Annotated in this window: 16 protein-coding genes; 6 read left to right on the top strand and 10 right to left on the bottom strand. The window is 43.7% G+C overall.

Annotation, left to right across the window (positions count from 1 at the left end; genetic code table 11):
* The first annotated feature begins 29 nt into the window (after nt 1-29).
* Complete coding sequence (gene proC / locus AABW11_RS09150) at nt 30-908, top strand: pyrroline-5-carboxylate reductase (protein WP_340104773.1); 879 nt, start codon at nt 30-32, stop codon at nt 906-908.
* A gap of 192 nt (nt 909-1,100) precedes the next feature.
* Here the strand turns inward: proC and AABW11_RS09145 are convergent, their stop codons facing one another.
* The 7 genes from AABW11_RS09145 to AABW11_RS09115 form a co-directional block, all read right to left on the bottom strand.
* Nucleotides 1,101-3,602, bottom strand: coding sequence for an acyl-CoA dehydrogenase (locus tag AABW11_RS09145; RefSeq protein WP_340104772.1), 2,502 nt, complete (start codon nt 3,600-3,602; stop codon nt 1,101-1,103).
* A gap of 11 nt (nt 3,603-3,613) precedes the next feature.
* The gene (locus AABW11_RS09140) at nt 3,614-4,201 is read right to left on the bottom strand and encodes a TetR/AcrR family transcriptional regulator (protein ID WP_340104771.1); all 588 of its coding nucleotides are present in this window, start codon (nt 4,199-4,201) and stop codon (nt 3,614-3,616) included.
* Nucleotides 4,202-4,281: 80 nt separating this feature from the next.
* Nucleotides 4,282-4,944, bottom strand: coding sequence for a tRNA (guanosine(46)-N7)-methyltransferase TrmB (trmB, locus tag AABW11_RS09135; RefSeq protein WP_340104770.1), 663 nt, complete (start codon nt 4,942-4,944; stop codon nt 4,282-4,284).
* Between the two features lie 5 nt (nt 4,945-4,949).
* A complete protein-coding gene (gene pdxH, locus AABW11_RS09130; protein WP_340104769.1) occupies nt 4,950-5,591 on the bottom strand; it encodes a pyridoxamine 5'-phosphate oxidase in 642 nt (213 codons plus the stop codon).
* Nucleotides 5,592-5,594: 3 nt separating this feature from the next.
* Nucleotides 5,595-6,176, bottom strand: a complete 582-nt coding sequence (locus AABW11_RS09125) for a thioredoxin family protein (RefSeq protein WP_340104768.1) — start codon at nt 6,174-6,176, stop codon at nt 5,595-5,597.
* A 347-nt stretch (nt 6,177-6,523) separates the two neighbouring features.
* Complete coding sequence (locus AABW11_RS09120) at nt 6,524-7,576, bottom strand: PA0069 family radical SAM protein (RefSeq protein WP_340104767.1); 1,053 nt, start codon at nt 7,574-7,576, stop codon at nt 6,524-6,526.
* A gap of 69 nt (nt 7,577-7,645) precedes the next feature.
* Complete coding sequence (locus tag AABW11_RS09115; RefSeq protein ID WP_340104766.1) at nt 7,646-9,067, bottom strand: DASH family cryptochrome; 1,422 nt, start codon at nt 9,065-9,067, stop codon at nt 7,646-7,648.
* 417 nt (nt 9,068-9,484) lie between these two features.
* Between AABW11_RS09115 and AABW11_RS09110 the strand changes: the two genes are divergently transcribed.
* The 5 genes from AABW11_RS09110 (at nt 9,485) to hisS (ending at nt 17,304) form a co-directional block, all read left to right on the top strand.
* Nucleotides 9,485-11,095 (top strand): arabinan endo-1,5-alpha-L-arabinosidase, encoded by a 1,611-nt coding sequence (locus AABW11_RS09110; RefSeq protein ID WP_340104765.1) that lies wholly within the window; start codon nt 9,485-9,487, stop codon nt 11,093-11,095.
* A gap of 952 nt (nt 11,096-12,047) precedes the next feature.
* Complete coding sequence (locus AABW11_RS09105; RefSeq protein WP_340104764.1) at nt 12,048-13,286, top strand: hypothetical protein; 1,239 nt, start codon at nt 12,048-12,050, stop codon at nt 13,284-13,286.
* A gap of 52 nt (nt 13,287-13,338) precedes the next feature.
* The gene (locus AABW11_RS09100; protein WP_340104763.1) at nt 13,339-14,949 is read left to right on the top strand and encodes a BCCT family transporter; all 1,611 of its coding nucleotides are present in this window, start codon (nt 13,339-13,341) and stop codon (nt 14,947-14,949) included.
* Nucleotides 14,950-14,964: 15 nt separating this feature from the next.
* Entirely contained in the window at nt 14,965-15,879 is a 915-nt protein-coding gene (locus AABW11_RS09095; RefSeq protein WP_340104762.1) for a universal stress protein, read from the top strand.
* A 165-nt stretch (nt 15,880-16,044) separates the two neighbouring features.
* Nucleotides 16,045-17,304 (top strand): histidine--tRNA ligase, encoded by a 1,260-nt coding sequence (gene hisS / locus AABW11_RS09090; protein ID WP_340104761.1) that lies wholly within the window; start codon nt 16,045-16,047, stop codon nt 17,302-17,304.
* Nucleotides 17,305-17,316: 12 nt separating this feature from the next.
* Here hisS and AABW11_RS09085 read toward each other — a convergent pair whose 3' ends face one another.
* The 3 genes from AABW11_RS09085 to AABW11_RS09075 all read right to left on the bottom strand — a co-directional run bounded on the left by AABW11_RS09085 (nt 17,317) and on the right by AABW11_RS09075 (nt 19,894).
* Nucleotides 17,317-17,715 (bottom strand): type II toxin-antitoxin system VapC family toxin, encoded by a 399-nt coding sequence (locus AABW11_RS09085; RefSeq protein ID WP_340104760.1) that lies wholly within the window; start codon nt 17,713-17,715, stop codon nt 17,317-17,319.
* Nucleotides 17,712-17,978, bottom strand: a complete 267-nt coding sequence (locus AABW11_RS09080) for a hypothetical protein (RefSeq protein WP_340104759.1) — start codon at nt 17,976-17,978, stop codon at nt 17,712-17,714. The genes AABW11_RS09085 and AABW11_RS09080 overlap by 4 nt, the downstream gene beginning before the upstream one ends.
* Nucleotides 17,979-18,103: 125 nt before the next feature.
* The gene (locus AABW11_RS09075) at nt 18,104-19,894 is read right to left on the bottom strand and encodes a SulP family inorganic anion transporter (RefSeq protein ID WP_340104758.1); all 1,791 of its coding nucleotides are present in this window, start codon (nt 19,892-19,894) and stop codon (nt 18,104-18,106) included.
* Nucleotides 19,895-19,908: the final 14 nt, after the last annotated feature.

The raw sequence follows: 19,908 nt of genomic DNA, 5'->3' as shown, positions 1-19,908 counted from the left end.
AAGTCTTATGCTCATTTTTAAACAAATTTATGCATTCCTTCATCCAAATGTGTTTATTACGTTTTAATATAACAGTGGAAAAAAATAATACTGACATGAGTAAAAATATTGCCATTCTTGGAGCCGGAAATCTTGGTACTGCCATAGCCACAGGTTTAGTTAAATCGGGTAAATATGAAGCAGATTCAATCGCCCTCACGCGTCGAAGAATCACATTGCTGGAGACATATAAAGATCAGGGGTTTTATGTTACTAATAGTAATGAAGAGGCCATTAAGAGATCTGAAATAATTATTGTGGCAGTAGAGCCCAGTCAAATTGATGATTTGCTAAAGCAAATTGGTCCATTTCTTAAACCTGAAAAGCATCTGTTGATTTCTGTGGTAACAAGTGTTGATATCGCTTATATAAAGACCATAGTAAGTGACAAATTAAGCATAGTGCGGGCAATGCCAAATACCGCCATCGCCATTCGTGAATCGATGACATGTATCTGCACGGATTCCGACAATAGCGATGTGCTTGAAACGGCCACGGAAATCTTTAACACTGTTGGCAAGACGGTATCTATCCTGGAAGAACAGATGACAGCCGCTACTGCTCTTTGTGCGTGCGGTATTGCATTTTTTCTGCGCTCTATCCGCGCAGCTTCTCAGGGAGGGACTGAAATCGGCTTTCATGCTCATGAAGCACTCAAGATGGCGGCTCAAACCGCAAAGGGTGCAGCCTCTCTTTTGGCAGACAAAGATAACCACCCTGAATTTGAAATCGATAGGGTTACTACGCCTCGTGGATGCACAATTGCGGGTCTCAACGAGATGGAGCACAGCGGCTTCAGTTCAGCGATGATCAAAGGCATTCTTCACTCTGCAAAAAAAGCCGCTACCCTTCATTCTGATAAAGAATAGCGGCCTGAATTTAGTTTAACTTAAGTTCGATTAATTCTCGAAGAAAAAGTCGCCCCCTGTCAAATGGAGATTTCTCCGAAGGAGTGCCATCGGCTAGAGGGGTGTTAAATGGATTTATCCAGTAACGATGGACATTCCTCTCAATCCCTCTTTTTCGCTGCGGGCATCCCTACTTTAGGAAAGTGGGACTTTTCAAGCTATCAATGGATTTTTGTCTTTTTCCATGCCCCTGCCTTCTGATTTGGACGGGTCAATGGCACTTTCATTGTACTCCTCAAGGGTAAACTCATCAACAAGAATGGCATCATACCTGGCTTCTTCTGCAGCTTTCACCTTCTCAGCTTCCTGCTTGTTGATGATGCCCTTCTCTACTGCCGGTTCAAGCTGTTCGAGTACGGTAGCTTTTTTAAGTTCACGTGCTTTCGTTGCCTTATAAAGCTTCTTATAGATTGGGAAAGACTCTTCAATCAGCATCATTGCGTGTTCGTATTTGCCGATTGCTTCGTCAGTGGATTTACTAATGTAAATTCCAGACGTCATTCGATCCCGCTGATCACCGCGCTGCTGCATCGCCTGGGCAACTTTATGGCCCAACTTGTCAGACGGTTTTTTACCAATCCTGTTGATGCGCGACCAGAGACCAATCGGACCGCGAAAAGCCCAGCTTAAGCCCGGCACGTCAATTTCGTTGTAAATTTCATCAAACGCAGTCTGTATACGATAGAATGCGTGTTGCATCGACCATTCAAAGAAAATTCTGTCTTCTTCTCGTTTGCCTTCCGCTTCAAACCGCCTGAGGGTCGCCGTTGCCAGGAGCATCCAGCTGAGAATATCAGCATACCGGCCTGCCAGTTTTTCTTTCATCTTCAGTGCACCACCATAGGAACCGAGAGCTATATCAGACATAAATGCAAACGAAGCTGACGCCCAAGCGAGCTTTCGATAGTATTTTGCAGCAACTCCGCCTGAGGGTGAACTCGCAAGTCGTCCGCGTGTGAGGGTTAGGAGCAACGAACGGCTCATATTTTTAACGACATGCCCAAGGTGACTTGTAAATGCTTCATCGAAAGCTTTTACGTCTTTATCCATCAGCGCATTAATCTCTTTGAGTGCATAGGGGTGGCTTCTGATGGCTCCCTGGCCAAAGATCATTAGCGTGCGGGTAAGAATATTGGCGCCCTCTACTGTAATGGCAATCGGGGTTGCAATGTAGCTGTGTGCAAAAATATTTCGAGGACCTCGTGAAATGCCGGCTCCTCCCACGATGTCCATCGAATCGTTGATAATTTCACGGCCAAGTTCTGTAAAGTTGTATTTTGCAATGGCCGTGATAACCGCCGGTTTCGCACCTTTGTCCAGCGCACCGCAAATATAGCTTCGGGCGGCATCCATCAAATAGGTATAGCCCCCAATTCGCGCCATAGGCTCTTCAATCCCTTCGAATTTCCCTATATTGAGTCCAAACTGTTTCCGTATAGCCGCATAGGCACCCACTGCTCTGAATGCCGTTCTGGCACCGCCAATAGACTGAGCGGGCAGAGAAATACCGCGACCCACCGCTAGTGATTCCATCAGCATACGCCAGCCATTTCCGGTTCCATCTTTCCCACCGATGACTGCATCAATCGGCACAGTTACATCATGCCCCCGGGTAGGACAATTGTAGAACGGCACGCCAAGCGGATCATGACGCTTACCAAGCTCAACGCCTTCTGTATCGCTGGGGATTAATGCACAAGTGATTCCAAGATCTTTGCCTTTTCCAAGATATTCGTTCGGGTCGTACAGCTTGAATGCCAGCCCGATTACTGTAGAAATAGCTGCAAGGGTGATATATCTCTTATCCCAGTTAAGTTTTAGGTAGAGCTGGCCATCCTCACCTTTCATTACCTCACCCGTGCTCTGCATTGAACCGGCATCGGAGCCTGCATTGGGTTCTGTTAGCGCAAAGCATGGAATTTCTTCGCCTTTAGCGAGACGCGGCAAATAATGTTGCTTTTGTTCGTCGGTTCCGTAATGCATAAGCAGCTCGGCCGGGCCTAATGAGTTTGGCACCATAACAGTTGTTGCCAGCGGGCCACATCGAGAGGCGAGTTTGGCAACAATAGCACTGTGCGCATTTGCGGAAAATCCATAGCCTCCATACTCTTCAGGTATAATAAGACCAAAAAACCGTTTTTCTTTCAGATAATCCCACGTTTTATCATCAAACCCGCGGCGTTGAAAGACATCCCAGTCACTCACCATAGAGCATATTTCCTCAACCGGGCCTTCAAGAAATTCCTTCTCTTTGTCTGTGAAGTCTGGATAGGCCTCATTCATCATCTTTTTGAAATCGGGACTGCCGGAAAAAAGCTCCCCTTCCACCCAAACTGTCCCCGCATCAATAGCAGTTTGTTCTGTTTCTGAAATCGCCGGAAGAATGTTCAGAGTGTCAAGCAGCTTCATTATTGGCCCTGAAAAAAGAGCTCTTCGGAACGGTTTTAAGTTAAATATTGCGGCAATCACAACATAAGTTATCATTAGCCACACCGGTGCGCCAAATCCTGCAAGCGCTACCAATCCCGCGATAGCCCAGATGATCAATGGAGCGCCTGTGTACCCTAAAATGAGTAAAACGGCTATTACACTGCCCCAGGTCGTCCAGCTAGACAGTTCAGAAAAGAACGCGATATCTTGAATTATTGATTCCATAATGGTCTCCTTTAGGCCGGTGTTTTTTGTGATATAAATCCTTGAATAATGTGTTCCACTGCCTGACTGACGAATTCACCGGTAGGAATTCGGGTATCAAGACGTTTACTAATGATAACGGAAGCAACTCCGTGTAGCTGTGCCCATAACGTATAAGCGCTCATAAGTGGTTTATCAACACTAAGTGGCCCCTTGCTTGATCCTTCCCTGATAATATCAGCCAGTAATTCATAGATCTTACGTACTTGCTGAAATTTCTCTTTTGGAAACTTCGGCATCTCCTCAGGGCGAACCATATAAATGATTTCATATTCCTGGGGGTTATTGAGCGCAAATTCTACAAATGCCTGCGCTATCTTTTCAAGCTTGGTAATTGAATCATCTGAATCAGAGAGGTTTTTTTCAAGTGCCAGAGCTAACTTTGCTATGCTCGATTCAATCAGGGCCAGCAAAAGCTCATCTTTATTCTGAAAGTGCAGATAAATACTTGTGGCAGATACGCCCGCATGTTTTGCGATTTTACGCATCGACATTTTTCCGAATCCATCTTTAACAAGAATAGTGCGGCTAACTTCTAAAATATCTTCCCTGAGGGGCATAAAAAGAAGGTTAACGGTGTTAAGTTAATACTATCAATTTATCATTTTCAACTGAAAAGTCAAGAGCTTAAACCACTAAATCAGGGATTCAAATAAAAACGAACATATTGGATGGTCCGTCCTCTCTCCAGGTGTTTTCTTTCGTAGTATGTTTTAATCTGAAGTTCGTCTGACAGCTCAGTCTCAGAATAGAGATCATCTATCCGTTCTGAAACAACTAATCCCTGGTCGCTGATAACATCAAGGGTATAGCGAAATAATTGTTGAGAATCTGTCTTTAGATGTAACTGGGCATCACTTGTTGTTACCGTACGGTAAATGTCGAGGAATTTGGGTGAGGTCAATCTTTTTTTGATGTCGCCTTTTTTCAGATAGGGATCGGGAAACGTAATCCATATTTCACTGATTTCATTGTCAGCAAAAAATTGTTCCAGGTGATCGATATAGCATCTAAGAAACCGAACGTTTTGAAGCCCCTCTTCCTGAGCCCGAATTGCTCCTTTCCAAATCCGATCACCTTTAATGTCTATTCCAATGAAATTCTTTTCCGGGTTCGCTTTTGCTAAATTTGTTGTGTACTCGCCCTTTCCACAAGCAAGTTCCAGAACTATTGGATTCTTATTCTCAAATACTTCTTCTGCCCAATTGCCTTTTGGCGGTTCTTCATCTTTAAAGTCAGTGTGTTCAAATACATTTTCGAACCCTTTGTTATCGGCGTACCGCTGCAGCTTATTTTTCCCCATCAACCTTAAGGCTGTAACCGTTTATGATTCCACTTATTTTGCTCAAATATGAATAATATTCTATCGTGAAGCCTGGAAGGACGACCCTGCCAAAATTCGATCTCACTAATTGTTACCTCGTATCCTCCCCAAAATTCAGGTGTCGGAATGGTTGTATTTTTGAATCGCTTTGAGATCGATTCGTACGTTTTTCGTAATTTTTCACGATTTTCAACAGCAGAACTCTGTTCTGATGCCCACGCACCCAGCTTACTCTCTCTTGGCCTGCTTTGGAAATAAGCATCAGACTCTTCACGGCTTAGTTTATTCACCGATCCCCTGATACGAACCTGACGCTCGAGTTCAGGCCACCAAAAACATACAGCTGCTACCGGGTTTTTTTCCAAATCACGCCCTTTACTGCTTTTATAATTTGTGAAAAAGCGAATAGAACGATTTTCGATACCTTTCAGCAGTACAATTCTTGAATTTGGTAAACCATCCTCGGAGACTGTGGCAAGGGACATCGCATTTGGTTCAGCAATTTCAGATTTTACAGCCTCCTCCACCCACCGCCTGAACAGTATGATAGGATCCCTTGGAATATCATCTTCACGGAGGCCGCCCTGAGTATAATTTTCCCGTAAACCGGCTATATCTATACTCATGATTTATCCAAAATAGTCCGGTTCATTTCCTTCTTTCCATTTTATGTTACAGCCAATACTGGGTTTCTGATCTTCTGGTACAGGCTCACCGGCAAGCACTTTATCTGTTGCCTCACGAAGATCTTTACCAGTTGGCTCAATATCGTTACCGGGCCTTGCATCATCAAACTGCCCCCTGTAAACAAGTTTATGTTCTTCATCAAACAAAAACAGATCCGGGGTACATGCTGCTTTGTAAGCTTTGGCAACCTCCTGGGTTTCATCATAGAGATAAGGGAATGGGTACCCAAACTCCTCGGCATCTTCTATCATTTTCTGAGGGCTGTCTTCCGGGTAATTCTCAACATCGTTTGAACTGATGGCAACAATTCCAACGCCCTTGGGCATATAGTCGGTTGCATATTCAACAAGCGACTCTTTGATCAGCTTTACATAGGGACAATGATTGCACATAAAAATAACAAGCAGTGCTTTATTGCCTCTGAACGTTTTCAGATTGTATGTTTCCCCCGATATAACATCCGTGAGAGAGAATTTTGGTGCCTTGGTACCAAGCTCCAACATTTGTGAATTTACTTCAGACATAATGTTCTTTTTGAGTTTATAAATTTCAGATTAATTCAACAGAAGTATCGCTCTATACATTCACTGTTTTTGTGTGATGGAATATCTTACACATATTATTAAGGCTCTTAATCTAACAAAAATGGACACCAAGTTTAACTACAGTAATTCATTGAACCTGATTTGCTTATCTGCCTAACCCGGAAGTACAACTCAAAGCCGCATCATTCAAAAGCTGCGCCCAGCCTAAGCATGCAAACCGCAAAAAGCAATACTTGCGAATAACTCTCACTTAATGTAGGTGAAATGGAAATCAGTTTATCTTATGAGTTGAAAGCCGGAATGAGAGCCTCTGTAAAACGGTTTATCTAAAACAGTGTAAGCTGGTCGGTGGCCGGCCGCCTGAAATCACCACAGTTAAGTGGTTCCCGATTCTTGTTTAGGCCCAATCGTTTTTTATGAATATCCATTAGCTGCCTAATCTGCTCTCCATAAGCTCCGTCGCCACGAAACCGCTCGCCAAACTCCGACCGGTTCAGTTTTCCATCTTTCAGGCTCTTCAACTTATTAATAACTTTCTGTTTTCGGTTGGGCTGATGGTCATCCAGCCATTTCAAAAAAATATCCTTCACAGAATAGGGCAGCCTCAGAATTGTGCACGAAACCGATTCAGCCCCCGCTTCTGCTGATGCCTCCATGATGGGCACAATTTCTTCGTCTGTGAGTCCCGGAATGATCGGCGCTATATTTACATGAACCGGGATACCGGCTTCCGTAAGTTCACGAACTGCCTTAAGACGTTTTTTCGGCCGGGACGTACGCGGCTCAAGCGTACCGATAAGTTCATTTTTTAGACTTGTGATTGACAACACCACACGAACCGCACGTACATCAGCCAGTTTTTTCAGCAGATCAATGTCGCGCGTTACCCCATAATTTTTTGTGATGATAACCAGCGGATGATATGACTCGGTAAGAACCTCGATACACTGACGGGTAATCTTCAGCTCTTTCTCAACCGGCTGATATGGATCTGTCACACCGCTCATCACAAGGGTTTGTGGTTTCCAGGACTCAGATGCCAGTTTTTCCCGAAGCAGCTTTGGGGCATCATACTTGGCCACAATTTTTGTTTCGAAATCGAGGCCGGGCGACATGTTCAAAAACTCATGAGTGGGACGAGCATAACAGTAGGCACAACCATGTTCACAACCGCGGTAAGGGTTTATACTGACATCAAACGGAATATCCGGACTTTGGTTTTTAGAGATGATACCTTTTGTATGATCGGTATGTATCTTACGGGCCGGCTTCTGAAGCTGACCCGTCGTTTCATCAATATCATACTCAATTGATTCGTCCGTAAAACGATGACTGGGATTTGTTGAGGCGCCCTTGCCTTTGATTGGTTTGGTATTCATAATGCACATAATTTGCACATATATTACAAAAACAAACGCTCTCCATCAATTTAGAAGGCAGTATAAATTTTACCCGTTGCTCTTAATTCTCTCGTAACTCTCCTCCAGATCAATCATCGGATTCGGATAGTCTTCACCAACACGTGTTTCATACAGTGTTTGCTGATCTTCAGTCATTTTCCAGGGTTCGTGGATAAATTCCGAGGGTAATTCGCTCAGTTCAGGAATCCATCGCCGAACGTACTCACCCTTTTTATCATATTTTCTGGCTTGGTTTATGATGTTGAAATACCGGTTTCGCGGATCGTGACCTACCGTGGAGTTATATGCCCAATTTCCCCAGTTGCTACATACATCATAATCCAGCAGCTTCGACTCGAAATAAGTTGCCCCCCATCGCCAGTCAAAATTCAAATTCTGCGCGAGGAAGCTGGCCACATTCTGGCGTCCGCGATTACTCATATATCCAGTCTGGTTTAGTTCACGCATGTTGGCATCTATGAATGGAATACCGGTTTCGCCTCGTGCCCATTTTTCAAAAGTGGGTTGATGGGTGCTTTTTTTCAGATCTTTTCCCTGGATACCGCCGAGCTGAAATAACTGTTTTCCGTATTTGATCATTGAATAGCGAAAATAATCCCGCCAGATGAGCTCAAACTTCATCCAGTAAGTCGACACATTTTTGTGAATCTCCTGCTCATACTTTTCAACCTCCGCATGAATCGATCGTGCTGAGATGCAGCCATGAGCCAGCCAGGGAGAAAATTTTGAGGAATAATCAGCCCCAAGTAAACCATTTCGGGTAAACTTATAATTTCGCAGTTCATCAGCATCGTAAAAATAGTGCTGCAGCCGCTTCCAGGCTTCCGTTTCGCCTCCTTTAAATGGAAGCACTGCACGCTCATCAATCTCTTGCGCTGTAAGCCCCATGTCCTCGACAGACGGAATATCCCCCATCTCAACAGAAGTGTCCCAGCTTATGCTTTCAGGAGCTGCTAAAGGTGATCTCACGGTACTCTTTTTTTCAACTTTCTTTCTGAACTGAGTGTATACATCCGGAATCGTAAGCAGATCGAATGGGAGATCATCTCTGTGATACATGGCTTGGCCCCAATATTTTTTGAGTGGTATCGATAGTGACTCTTCGACTTTTTGCTCTACGGCTTTCTCTTCAGGAGCGGCTTCACCATGAAAAGCCACCTGTTCTGCACGGGTTTGATCGATAATTTCCGGCAGCATCTCTTCAGGCTTGCCCACCCTAACAAGCAGGTTACTTCCAAGCTCACGGAGGTTCTCACGCAAATCTTTGATAGATTCAATCAAAAATTGCGCAGGCATGGCGTCCGTTTTAGGGAATCCATAGGCCGTGTCTTCAAAATGTCTTGGATCGAATAAGTAAACACCGATGGCATCACCATTTTTTGCAGCTTCCGACAGGGGTTGATGATCAATGGTTCTCAAGTCGTTTCGATACCAAATTACTGTTCGCATTTTCAGAGGGTTATTTATGGAAAGTTATCAATTCACATGCTAAACTTATTCTGTGAACAAATAGTTGAGGCCGTGCCGCTTTTGCAAAAAACTGAACATCAAAAACAGTAATACAGCGGATTTAGATGCTTAAAAAGTTTTGTAGAGTTTACTTCAAGCTATTCTTTTAATCAGCATGTAATGAATCAACCTTCCAAACACTTCACTGGAATAGAGTTTGCTGCTTTTGGTCCGTTACATTTAGAAAAGCGCTATCAATAGGTCAGGTAATTTTTGCAAGCTATAAGTGTATCATTTAAATTTATCGAAATAACAGTTCATCTTTTGTTTTAAAAAGGCTTTTTTTGAAAACTGCAGCTGCTGTTGCCCTAAAAATTCCAGCCTTCGAGAAGTCACTAACCGACACATCCCGTCGCCATGAAAACTTTCAATATTACCAAATACACAATCCTCGTCGGTTTGATTTTCAGCATTCTGACCGGGTGTGATAACAGCAGCACGGGACCAAATGATGAGCCCGAAAAAGACCCCTTTACAGGTTTACTTGATGACTTCAGCGGCCCCGTTTACTCTGATGATTACACACCTATTGCGTCCTGGAATCAACGTTCATCCTGGAACCTGGCCAACGTTCACGATCCAACGGTCGTTAAAAACGGGGATTACTTTTATATGTACCAGACAGATGCATCGTATGGTAATGCTCACGAAGCGGGAGGCCACTACCCGGTTCGAAGATCTGCCGATCTGGTCAACTGGGAACATATGGGATCGGTATTTGAGTCTGCACCATCATGGGTAAAAGATTCGCTAAACAGCATTCGTGCGGATATGGAACCCGCATTACCCCCTATAGATAATCCAAATTATGGTTTTTGGGCCCCATATATCGCTAAAGTGGGAAGCACCTACAGACTTTACTACAGCGTGGTGGTCACTAATCCAATTTTGGGAGATGATAGTAGCGAATACTGGACAGAAAGAGCTTTTATCGGGCTGGCTGAATCTGATGATTTATCATCAAATAACTGGAAAGACAAAGGAATGGTGATTTACTCGGTTGCAGACGGCGAAGAAACCTACAAGCGGGATGGCGGCAATGACTGGAGCGGCTATTTTAAATTCAACGCCATCGATCCATCATACATTGTTACACCTGAGAATGAACATTGGTTAATTTACGGATCCTGGCACTCCGGGATAGCGGCAGTTGAAGTAGATCCGGTTACGGGTAAGCCGTCAGAACTTAATGAACTAAAAGATTTTGGAACCAGAATTGCCGGCCGGGGTGATGTAAATAGTAACAGATGGCAGGGGCTTGAGGCACCTGAAATAGTCTACAACGAGGAAACCGACTATTACTACCTGTTCCTGGCATATGATGAATTATCACAAGCATATAACACGAGAGTCGCAAGATCACGGGAGATAACCGGGCCATATGTCGGGATTGAAGGTAGCAATGTAACAGATGGAGCTGTAGCCTATCCCCTGCTCACACATCCCTACAAATTTAAAGGCCACCCCGGCTGGACAGGCTTCGCACATTGTTCAATTTTCAGAGATCCTGATACGGGAGATTGGTACTATTCATCACAAGGACGGCTGCCGCCCGGTATAAATGGAATCAATGCATCAAATGCAGTTATGATGGGCCATGTCCGTGAAATCTACTGGACGGAAGATGGATGGCCTGTCGTTGCCCCGGAGAGGTATGCTGCCGTGCCGGATACAAAAATCACGACGGAAGATATTGCAGGTACATGGGAAGTGATTACACTGGAATATCAATACCAGGTTATGCAGCTGTCTCACACAATTGAGCTGAACGGAGATCAATCGATGTCTGGAGGAACAGGCGGCACATGGTCGTTTGATGAAAGCACTCAAATACTAACAATTAATGGCGTTGACCTGATTGTAGACAGCGCCTGGGATTGGGAAGCGAGGCCCAGGAGGACAACAGTTACGTATGCAGGTCTCACGTCAACCGGACGTTCCAAATGGGGTAAAAAAGTCGGAAACTAACATTCTTACCTTCATACAGCGTTGAGGTCAAAGTTTGGCGTGTACACTTCAAAAGTGATGCTATTTTCATCACATATAACTAATGTGATCGCTTAATTAGCGTTGTGTCTGTGTTTGATGAAATGTCATAATAACTCCGAACGCTCTCGGGTTGGGTCTTTCGAATAATCGATTCAAACCAGTTTAAAATAAAAAAAATGGATGACCCATTCGATGACTCGATTTCGGCATCTCACATCTGATATCGCACTTTATTTTTAGGCAACCTTAAGTCAAGATAGGCCTTAACGCTCAATTGCTAAACTTCTGCGGACACAATATCAGGCAAAGACTTGTATCCATAAAACTTTTCAACAGCTCTATAAAGGTTCCAGGAGGTCCAAAAATCTTAGGTTAACATATCCTCTAAATTGTGAAAGGTCTGTTAATCTGAATTCGAATCAAAAATATGGAAGTTGGTCATGTCAACAATCGAACTCAGGTTGATAGTTTTCAATCAAAGATATGGTGTCTTAGGATACGTGCCATTTTTTGAGTTTTAATCTCATATCAGAACCTCCGTTCATCAAAGATGACGAGTTTCGGTTGACATGAAACGAGTTTATTTCACAGAGAAAAATCATGTATAAACTCATCTTAAGATAGCGGAAGTTCATCTGATTTTTATCTGACGGGATAGTGCTTATGAATGAACCGACCCTCTACAATAATTCAGCATGAATATTCCCGAACTCTTTTTCAGTGTACCTTCTGAAATTATTCTACCCGAACTCCCTTTAAAAACCTATAAGTGCCAATTATTCAAGGGTTTATTTAATAATTGAGTTTTGATATGGTTCTTCGATTCTTTAAAATAAATGGAATTAAATATTACTCAGTTGTTTTACATATACTTGATAACTAAATAAGATTTAACCTTAATTTTCATAAGATTAATTCAAATAATAGATATATGGAAGCGATCAAGATTATAAGAAATATTCTACTCAGTCTTTTTATACTGCTTTTCGCGAGCGGGCTCGACATTACAGCACAGGCACAATCAGATGACGAAGAGCCATCACTTCATGTTGGAGGGGCCGTTCGTTATAATATGCTTCTCTCAACCTATGAAAGTGATATAGATGCAAATAGTTCTCAGTTTACCTTTGACACTTGGAGAATTAACATTTTGTATGACAATCCCGGTGGTATTGGGCTTAACTTTGAATATCGGTTCTATCCTACGTTTGGTACGCATTTCATCAAACAGGGATGGTTAGAATATAACTTTTCTGAAAATGTTCAGGGACAGCTGGGTGCAACTCAAGTTCCTTTTGGCAACCTCCAATATAATTCACACAACTGGTGGTTTAGCCTTCCATATTATGTAGGATTGGAAGATGACCATGACATGGGCTTCAAACTCACCAAGTCCACAGATAACTGGCAGTGGGATTTTGCCTACTTTTTTCAAGCCGAGCCCGAAGGTCCTGTGGGCGGATCAGGAAGCTTTGGAGTCGGTGGGTCCGGACGGTATTCATACGATGTAGTACCTAATGGAAACACACCTCTTACAGAGCGAAATCAGTTCAATGTCCGGGGTGCCTATCAGCTATCAAACGGAGAAATTGGTGGTTCTGTCCAGTATGGGCAACTCTACAATTCAGCACAGGATGATTTTCGCGGACAGTATGCTGCAGCTATCCACGCAGATTTAAATTCCGGTAATTTTAATATCATGCCACAATTTCTGTATTATAGCATGGATGCAACCAATGCATCAGGAAATGAGGTCAGCACAGCCTTTATGGGCGCCTATGGTATACCTTATCAGGTAAGTACCGACGCCTGGATTGCCACTCTTGGTCTTGCTTATTCTTATGATGTTGAATGGGGTCCTGTAACCAATCTGAATTTCTACAATGATTTCAGCTACATGCAAAACACTGTTGGAGAAGGAACAACAACACTTGCAGACGGAACCACACTATCTTTAGACGACAACTTTCAATCTACAATTCAAAATATCACCGGCTTTCTGGTATCTGCAGGACCTGTGTATACCTACTTTGATATTGCGCAGGGTGTTAATCAACCATGGCTTACAGATAGCTTTGGTGTTGGCGTGGGGCCCGGGCATGAAGATCTCGGCATAGGCGACTCTGAATATAACATCCGCTTTAATATCAATGTTGGATTCTACTTCTAAAATTCAAAAACTATCAGTCAAAATTTCTAATATTAATTAATAAATTATAAGTATGGCTTTAAGAGGAGAAAACGGGACGCCGGGAAAAGCCGGTGCCAATAAATGGTTTGATATTCACGGGCCGGTCTTTTGGCCGTCCGTATTTTTAATTGCAGCTCTTATCATCGGCACGCTCATTGCAGGTGAGGCGGCTGAAACAGCATTTAATGCGACCCGGGTGAATATTACAGATTGGGCAAGCTGGCTGTTTGTGGCCGGTGTTAACATTTTCGTTGGGTTTTCCCTTTACTTCGCTTTCAGCAAGTTTGGAAACATCCGCCTTGGAGGTGAAGATGCCAAACCCGAGTTTAGCACAATGGCTTGGTTTGCCATGTTGTTTAGTGCAGGAATGGGTATCGGCCTGATGTTCTTTGCTGTGGCCGAACCGATGTGGCATCTGCTCTATCCCCCTCACGCTGAGGCAGGTTCAACTATGGCTGTTCGTGATGCAATGGGAGTTACCTTCCTGCACTGGGGACTACACGCATGGGCTATCTACGCTCTCGTAGCGCTTGCTCTCGCGTTTTTTGCGTTTAACCGGAATCTCCCGCTGTCTTTCAGGTCTGTATTTTACCCGCTTTTGGGCGACCGTATAAAAGGATGGATGGGTGATGCGATTGATATTCTCGCAGTGTTAGCCACCCTTTTTGGTTTAGCTACATCGCTTGGCCTTGGTGCTCAGCAGGCCGGTGCCGGTATGAACTTCGTATTTGGCTTCGAAAACACCATTACTCTTCAGGTTATTATAATCGCAGCAGTAACCTTAGTGGCAACAGGTTCGGTGGTGCTGGGAATTGATAAAGGCGTAAAAGTCCTGAGTGAGTTCAATATTCGTCTTGCGGGGATCTTTCTTCTCTTTATACTTGTGGTAGGCCCTACGCTTTACATTCTTGGGACATTCGTTCAAAGCACGGGTTATTACCTCCAGAATTTCGCGGAGTACGCAACCTGGACGCAGTCTTTTGAGGAAGGCAGCTTTATGAGCACCTGGACAGTTTTTTACTGGGCCTGGTGGATTTCATGGTCTCCTTATGTGGGGATGTTTATAGCGCGTATTTCCAAAGGACGCACAGTAAAACAATTTGTGCTGGGTGTGCTAATTGTCCCCACAATTATTACTTTTCTCTGGATGAGTGGATTTGGCGGAAGTGCTCTTTTCCTCGAAACAAGTGGAATAGCTGAAATTGCAAGTGCAGTAGAGGCAGACCAAACGACATCACTCTTTGTTCTTTTGAACGAATTCCCTCTTGGCACAATCACATCATTTCTGGCTATTGTTCTGGTGCTTAGCTTCTTTGTAACGTCATCCGATTCAGGATCACTTGTTATTGACGGATTGACAAGTGGCGGTAAGCTCGACTCGCCTGTTGGCCAGCGTATTTTCTGGGCAACTACAGAGGGGTTCGTGGCAGCCGTACTGCTTATTGGTGGTGGTCTTGGAGCACTCCAGGCAGCTGCCATCAGTTCGGGTCTTCCTTTTGTCATAATATTACTCATTATGTGTTACAGCCTTCGACAGGGTCTGAACCGCGAGTACAATGAGAACTTGAATAAGCTGAAAGACAAAGAGAAAGACTCCTACCGGGAAATCGTGAAAAAAACAATTCAAAAACAAACTAAGTAATTCGGGAGCACATCTATGGAACGTTTAGAAGAATGGTTTGTCTGTTTAGATCTAACTAGTATGGATGACATACTGATTGGGTACGCAGACTTTTTAACCTCAGAAATCAAGCCAAAAAAAATAACATTCATTCATGTCATAAAATCCACGGAAGTGGCGGATGACATGGTTCAGCTCTTTCCTGAGCTGGAAAACAGGGAAGATTTTGACAAAGTTATTCGCAAAGATCTCCAGCAAAAAATTGATAACTACTTTTCAGAATCAAAAGCAGAAACTGAGCTATTAATTGAAGAAGGCCGACCTACGGATGTGATCGTTGAGAAGATGAACTCCATCAACCCGGATATGACCATCATGGGGAAAAAGGCAGGTTATACCGGTAAAGGAGTGATTCCACGGAAGATCATGAAATATGTATATTCCTCTATTTTGTTCGTCCCGGAAGCAGCCCGATATCAGCTTACAAAAGTGCTGGTCCCGACTGATTTCTCCGACCAATCGGCTAAAGCTATTCATCTGGCATATGAAATGACACGTGATGATGGTGGCAATGTGATAGCCCAGAACGTTTATAACTATCCCGCCCAATTTTTTCCCTACTTACCACAAGAGGATGATGAGAAAAAAATGAACGAGTATCTTAAAAACAAAAAAGAGGAATTCATTGAAAAACACTCCATCCCTAAAGATGTTGAGTTTGAATTCTCTTTAAATGTGGAAGGATCCAAGATGGATCAAATCTACGACCTTGTGATACAAGAGCAAATCGACATGATTGTGGGTGTATCTAAAGCCGACAAAGGGATTACAAGCGTTTTTCGGGAAGACTTCACCGATAAAATGGCTTACTTCAGATTTGGGGTCCCGCTTCTTATCAAAAAGGACAAACAGAAGCACCAGAAGTTCCTTAAAAAACTGTTTGGTTCTTAGAACTATCAAATATGCTTTAGGCTCCGCCGGATTTACCGTCGGAGCTTTTTTTGTGCATGTTAAATTCCGCCATTTAGCTTTATTTTATAGCGTGTATATTCTGCAAAATCCATTGTATCTTTAGCGCCTCACATAATTACTATTTGATATCAGATAAGAAGATTCATGGCACAGCCAACCTATAAGACCCACCTTGGTATGGTGGATATACTTCCGGATGACATTCGAAAATGGCAATACCTCGAACAGTTGATACGCACGGAGGCTGAGCTATTTAACCTTGAAGAGATCCGCACCCCCATCATGGAACAGACCGAGCTCATTGTGCGAGGACTCGGAAAGTTAACGGATATCGTATCGAAGGAAATATTTTCTTTCAGCCGGGGTGATGACAACTATGTATTGCGTCCCGAGCTAACTGCACCTGTAGTCCGGGCTTATGTAGAGCATCATATGGAACAGAGAGGCGGTTCTCAGAAACTTTACTATATCGGGCCTATGTTCAGAGCCGAACGCCCTCAAAAAGGCCGTCAACGACAGTTTCACCAGTTTGGTGTTGAAGTAATCGGCAGTGATGATCCGCTTGCAGATGTTGAAGTGATTGCTTTCATGATTCATATCTACAAGAAAATCGGCATTAAAAATACAACACTTAAACTAAACTCGATTGGTGATCCTGAAAGCCGCGATACTTATAAAGCTGCGTTAAAAGAATATCTGAAACCTAATTTTGAGAAGCTTAGCGATGTATCGAAGGAGCGTTTTGAGAAAAATCCGCTTCGTATTCTGGATTCAAAGGAAGAAGAAGATCAGCCTTTTATCGAGTCTGCACCCCTTATAACTGATTATCTAAGTGATGAATCGCTCCAGCATTACCAAGCTGTAAAAGAGTATTTAACGGATCTTGACATTGCGTTTGAAGAAGATCCTTATCTGGTTCGCGGTATGGATTACTACACAAAAACTGCGTTTGAACTGATCAGCCCCGATCTCGGTTCGCAAGACGCACTTGCCGGTGGCGGACGGTATGACCTTCTTGTTGAAGAAATCGGCGGACAGCCAACTCCGGCTGTTGGGTTCGCAGCAGGAATGGAGCGTCTCTTGATTGCATGTGACGAGCTAGGAATTCAGCTGGGGGATGAAAAGTCAGTGGATGTTTATATCGTCACTCTTGGTGATGCAGCCCGCAAGTGGGGACTCTCACATCTGCCAGACATCAGAGATCTTGGCATATCGGCCACAATAGATTATAAAGGGCGCTCTATGAAAGCCCAAATGAAGGATGCCAACCGAGAAAATGCTCGATATGCCATAATTGTAGGTGATCACGAACTAGAAACGAACAAATTTACATTTCGGGATATGGTGAACAGTGAGGAAGAATCAATTTCTTTCCCTGAAATACTTGAACGGCTCAGCAACTAAACTATCCATCTTTTAAGGTTCCCAGATCCTGCAGCACCCGGATGACCGAATCCGTTTATCGTGAGTGGCTAATGGGTAACCTGAAAGTATGGACGTCGCAGTAATCAGCCGGTCTGCCGGATCGCCATGAAATGATTCGGGCAGCTGTCTCTGAGCAACCACAAGTTTTATATCAGCAGGTAAAACGCTTACGATCTGTGGTTTCGTTGCCTGCAATATCCAGGAGCTGAAATCAGGATAAAGCTGAATTCTCCCCTTCCGTTCAAGCATTTCCGTTTCCCAGATGTTAACCCAAGAAATGCAAAGTTCTTTTTTCGCAGCTTTCCTGTCTAATACATCGCGTTCCCGATGGGTTAGGTTTCCATCACCCAAAAGCCACCATAACCATATATGAGTATCAAGGATAATCATTGATCATCAGACTCATTCACCTGTATAGCATGATTCCAGTCCGGGCCAGAGTACCCCTCAAAGCCTGAATCTTCGGGCAATAACTGATCTGATGCCCCGGCACCCCGAAGTGATTCCCACGGAGCTTTTGATAATTGATCAGGGACAGAAAGTTCCTTTTCCAGCGTTCGGGTGAAGAATTCTTTAAGTGTAATTCCCTCTTCAATTGCCTGTTTTTTGGCTTTTTTCATCAAAGAATCCGGTATGTCTATTGTTGTTCGCATAAAAGCATATTCACATATTTTTAAAGAAATTGCAAGTTATATTTTCAGGCATCATCAAATGGCTGGGTTAAACCCGACTAAAATAAATGCTGGCATCAAATGGGTGCATTAAATGAAGGTGAAGCTCATTCTACATCCCCGAGATAATCCTTTAAGCGTCCAGAAGGATCCTCCTGATCTTCCGAAAGCTCTACCTCAGTTTCTTCCTTGTCGATTTCATCCCATTTGTTTAACAGGTACTGAACGGCTTTATCAGTACTTTCATGAAAGTGTGTTCCGCCAAGTTTACGGGCCAACCCCGATCGGAGCAATGGCTTGTGTACAGGAGTTTTCAAACCGCCAAAATGAAACTCGATATTCCAGTCAGCCAGCGTTTCAGCAACGGATTCAAGAGCATCGATAGCGGTAGTATCGAGATCATTAATGCTGGTTGCGTCAACTACAACAGCGCGGATTTTTTTACTTTTCTCTTCACTCTTCTGAATAATAAAATCTTTGATAAACTCAGCATTGTTGAAAGAAAGTGAAGTATCAAACCGCAGAATCAGGATTTCATCAATTGGAATTGCAGAAGGATTTTTAGTGACATCTCTAAATACCCTGGAGCCCTGAACGTGCCCCAGTACTGCTACATTAGGCCGGCTGGATCTATAAATAACTGCAACCAGGGACGCCCCTATCCCCATCAAAATACCTTCCTGAATACCGATAAATAAAACGCCAAAAAAAGTAAACAGGGCGATATAAGCATCTATCGGCTTTGTTCTGAAAAAGTATTGCAGCTCTTTAAAGTCAAGCAGGGAAAGTGTAGCTACAATGATGATAGCAGCAAGTGCGGGAATCGGGATATAGTAAAAATAGGGTGTCAGAAAAAGAAGAGTCAGCCCGATTACCACGGCGCACACTACATTTGACAGCGCCGACTGAGCACCGCTTTGATCGTTGACAGCAGTACGTGAAAAACTGCCTGAGATTGGAGGACTTTGGAAAAAGCTGCCCAGAAAATTTGCTGCTCCTATTGCAAAAAATTCACGATTCGGATTCAAAGGGTATTTATATTTGCTGGCGAAAGTTTTACCCAGTGACATCACCGACATAAGCTGGATCAGTACAAGAGTAATTGCTGTGGGTAAGAGCTCCCTGAGATCTTCGAACGAGAAGCTGTGCAGTTGAAATGACGGCAGCCCGGAAGGAATGCTCCCAATCAGGTCGATTCCAACTCTCTCTAAATTAAAGAACCATACTGAAGCGCCTCCAGAAGCTAAAAGAACCAGCGCCCGGGGAAACATCGGGTTGATTTTTTTCAGGATGATAAGCAGTCCAATACCGATCAATCCAATTCCTAACGCCCACAAATTGACAGATCCAATCTGGTTCAGTGCATCGATCGCAAGCACCCACACATATTGCGAGCGCTCCAGCTCAAAACCCAAGAGATTTCCAAGCTGGCTAAATCCAATGATAAGGGGGGCCGCCGCCATAAAGCCGTAGATAACAGGTTTGGACAGCAGGTTGACCATAAACCCCATCCTCAGCAAGGAAAGACTCATATGCACCAATCCCGTGAACATCGTTAACAAAAGCACAACAGACACATATTCATCAGTACCGGGTGATGCAATCATGCTGGCCCCCGACGCAATAATAATCATATCAGTAGCAACAATACCGAGAGCCAGGTGCCGGGATGTGCCAAACAGAGGATATATAAGCAGCGGAATAAGAGAGCCATATAACCCATAGACCGGTGACAGACCCGCAATCACCGCATACGCCATAAGCTGGGGTACGGATATCAGCCCGACTGTAAGGCCTGCTTTAATATCTTCCCGGAATTTTCCACTGGTGTAATCCGGCAGCCAGCGCAGAATCGTAAATTGATCTTTAATGCGTTCGAACAGAGAATCCAGCTTCATAGTTATGAATTTCA

It is taken from the genome of Rhodohalobacter sp. 8-1 (assembly GCF_038150125.1).
Taxonomy (GTDB): domain Bacteria; phylum Bacteroidota; class Rhodothermia; order Balneolales; family Balneolaceae; genus SW132.
Note: the sequence above shows the minus strand (reverse complement) of the source record. Positions and strands in the feature narration are given on the sequence as shown.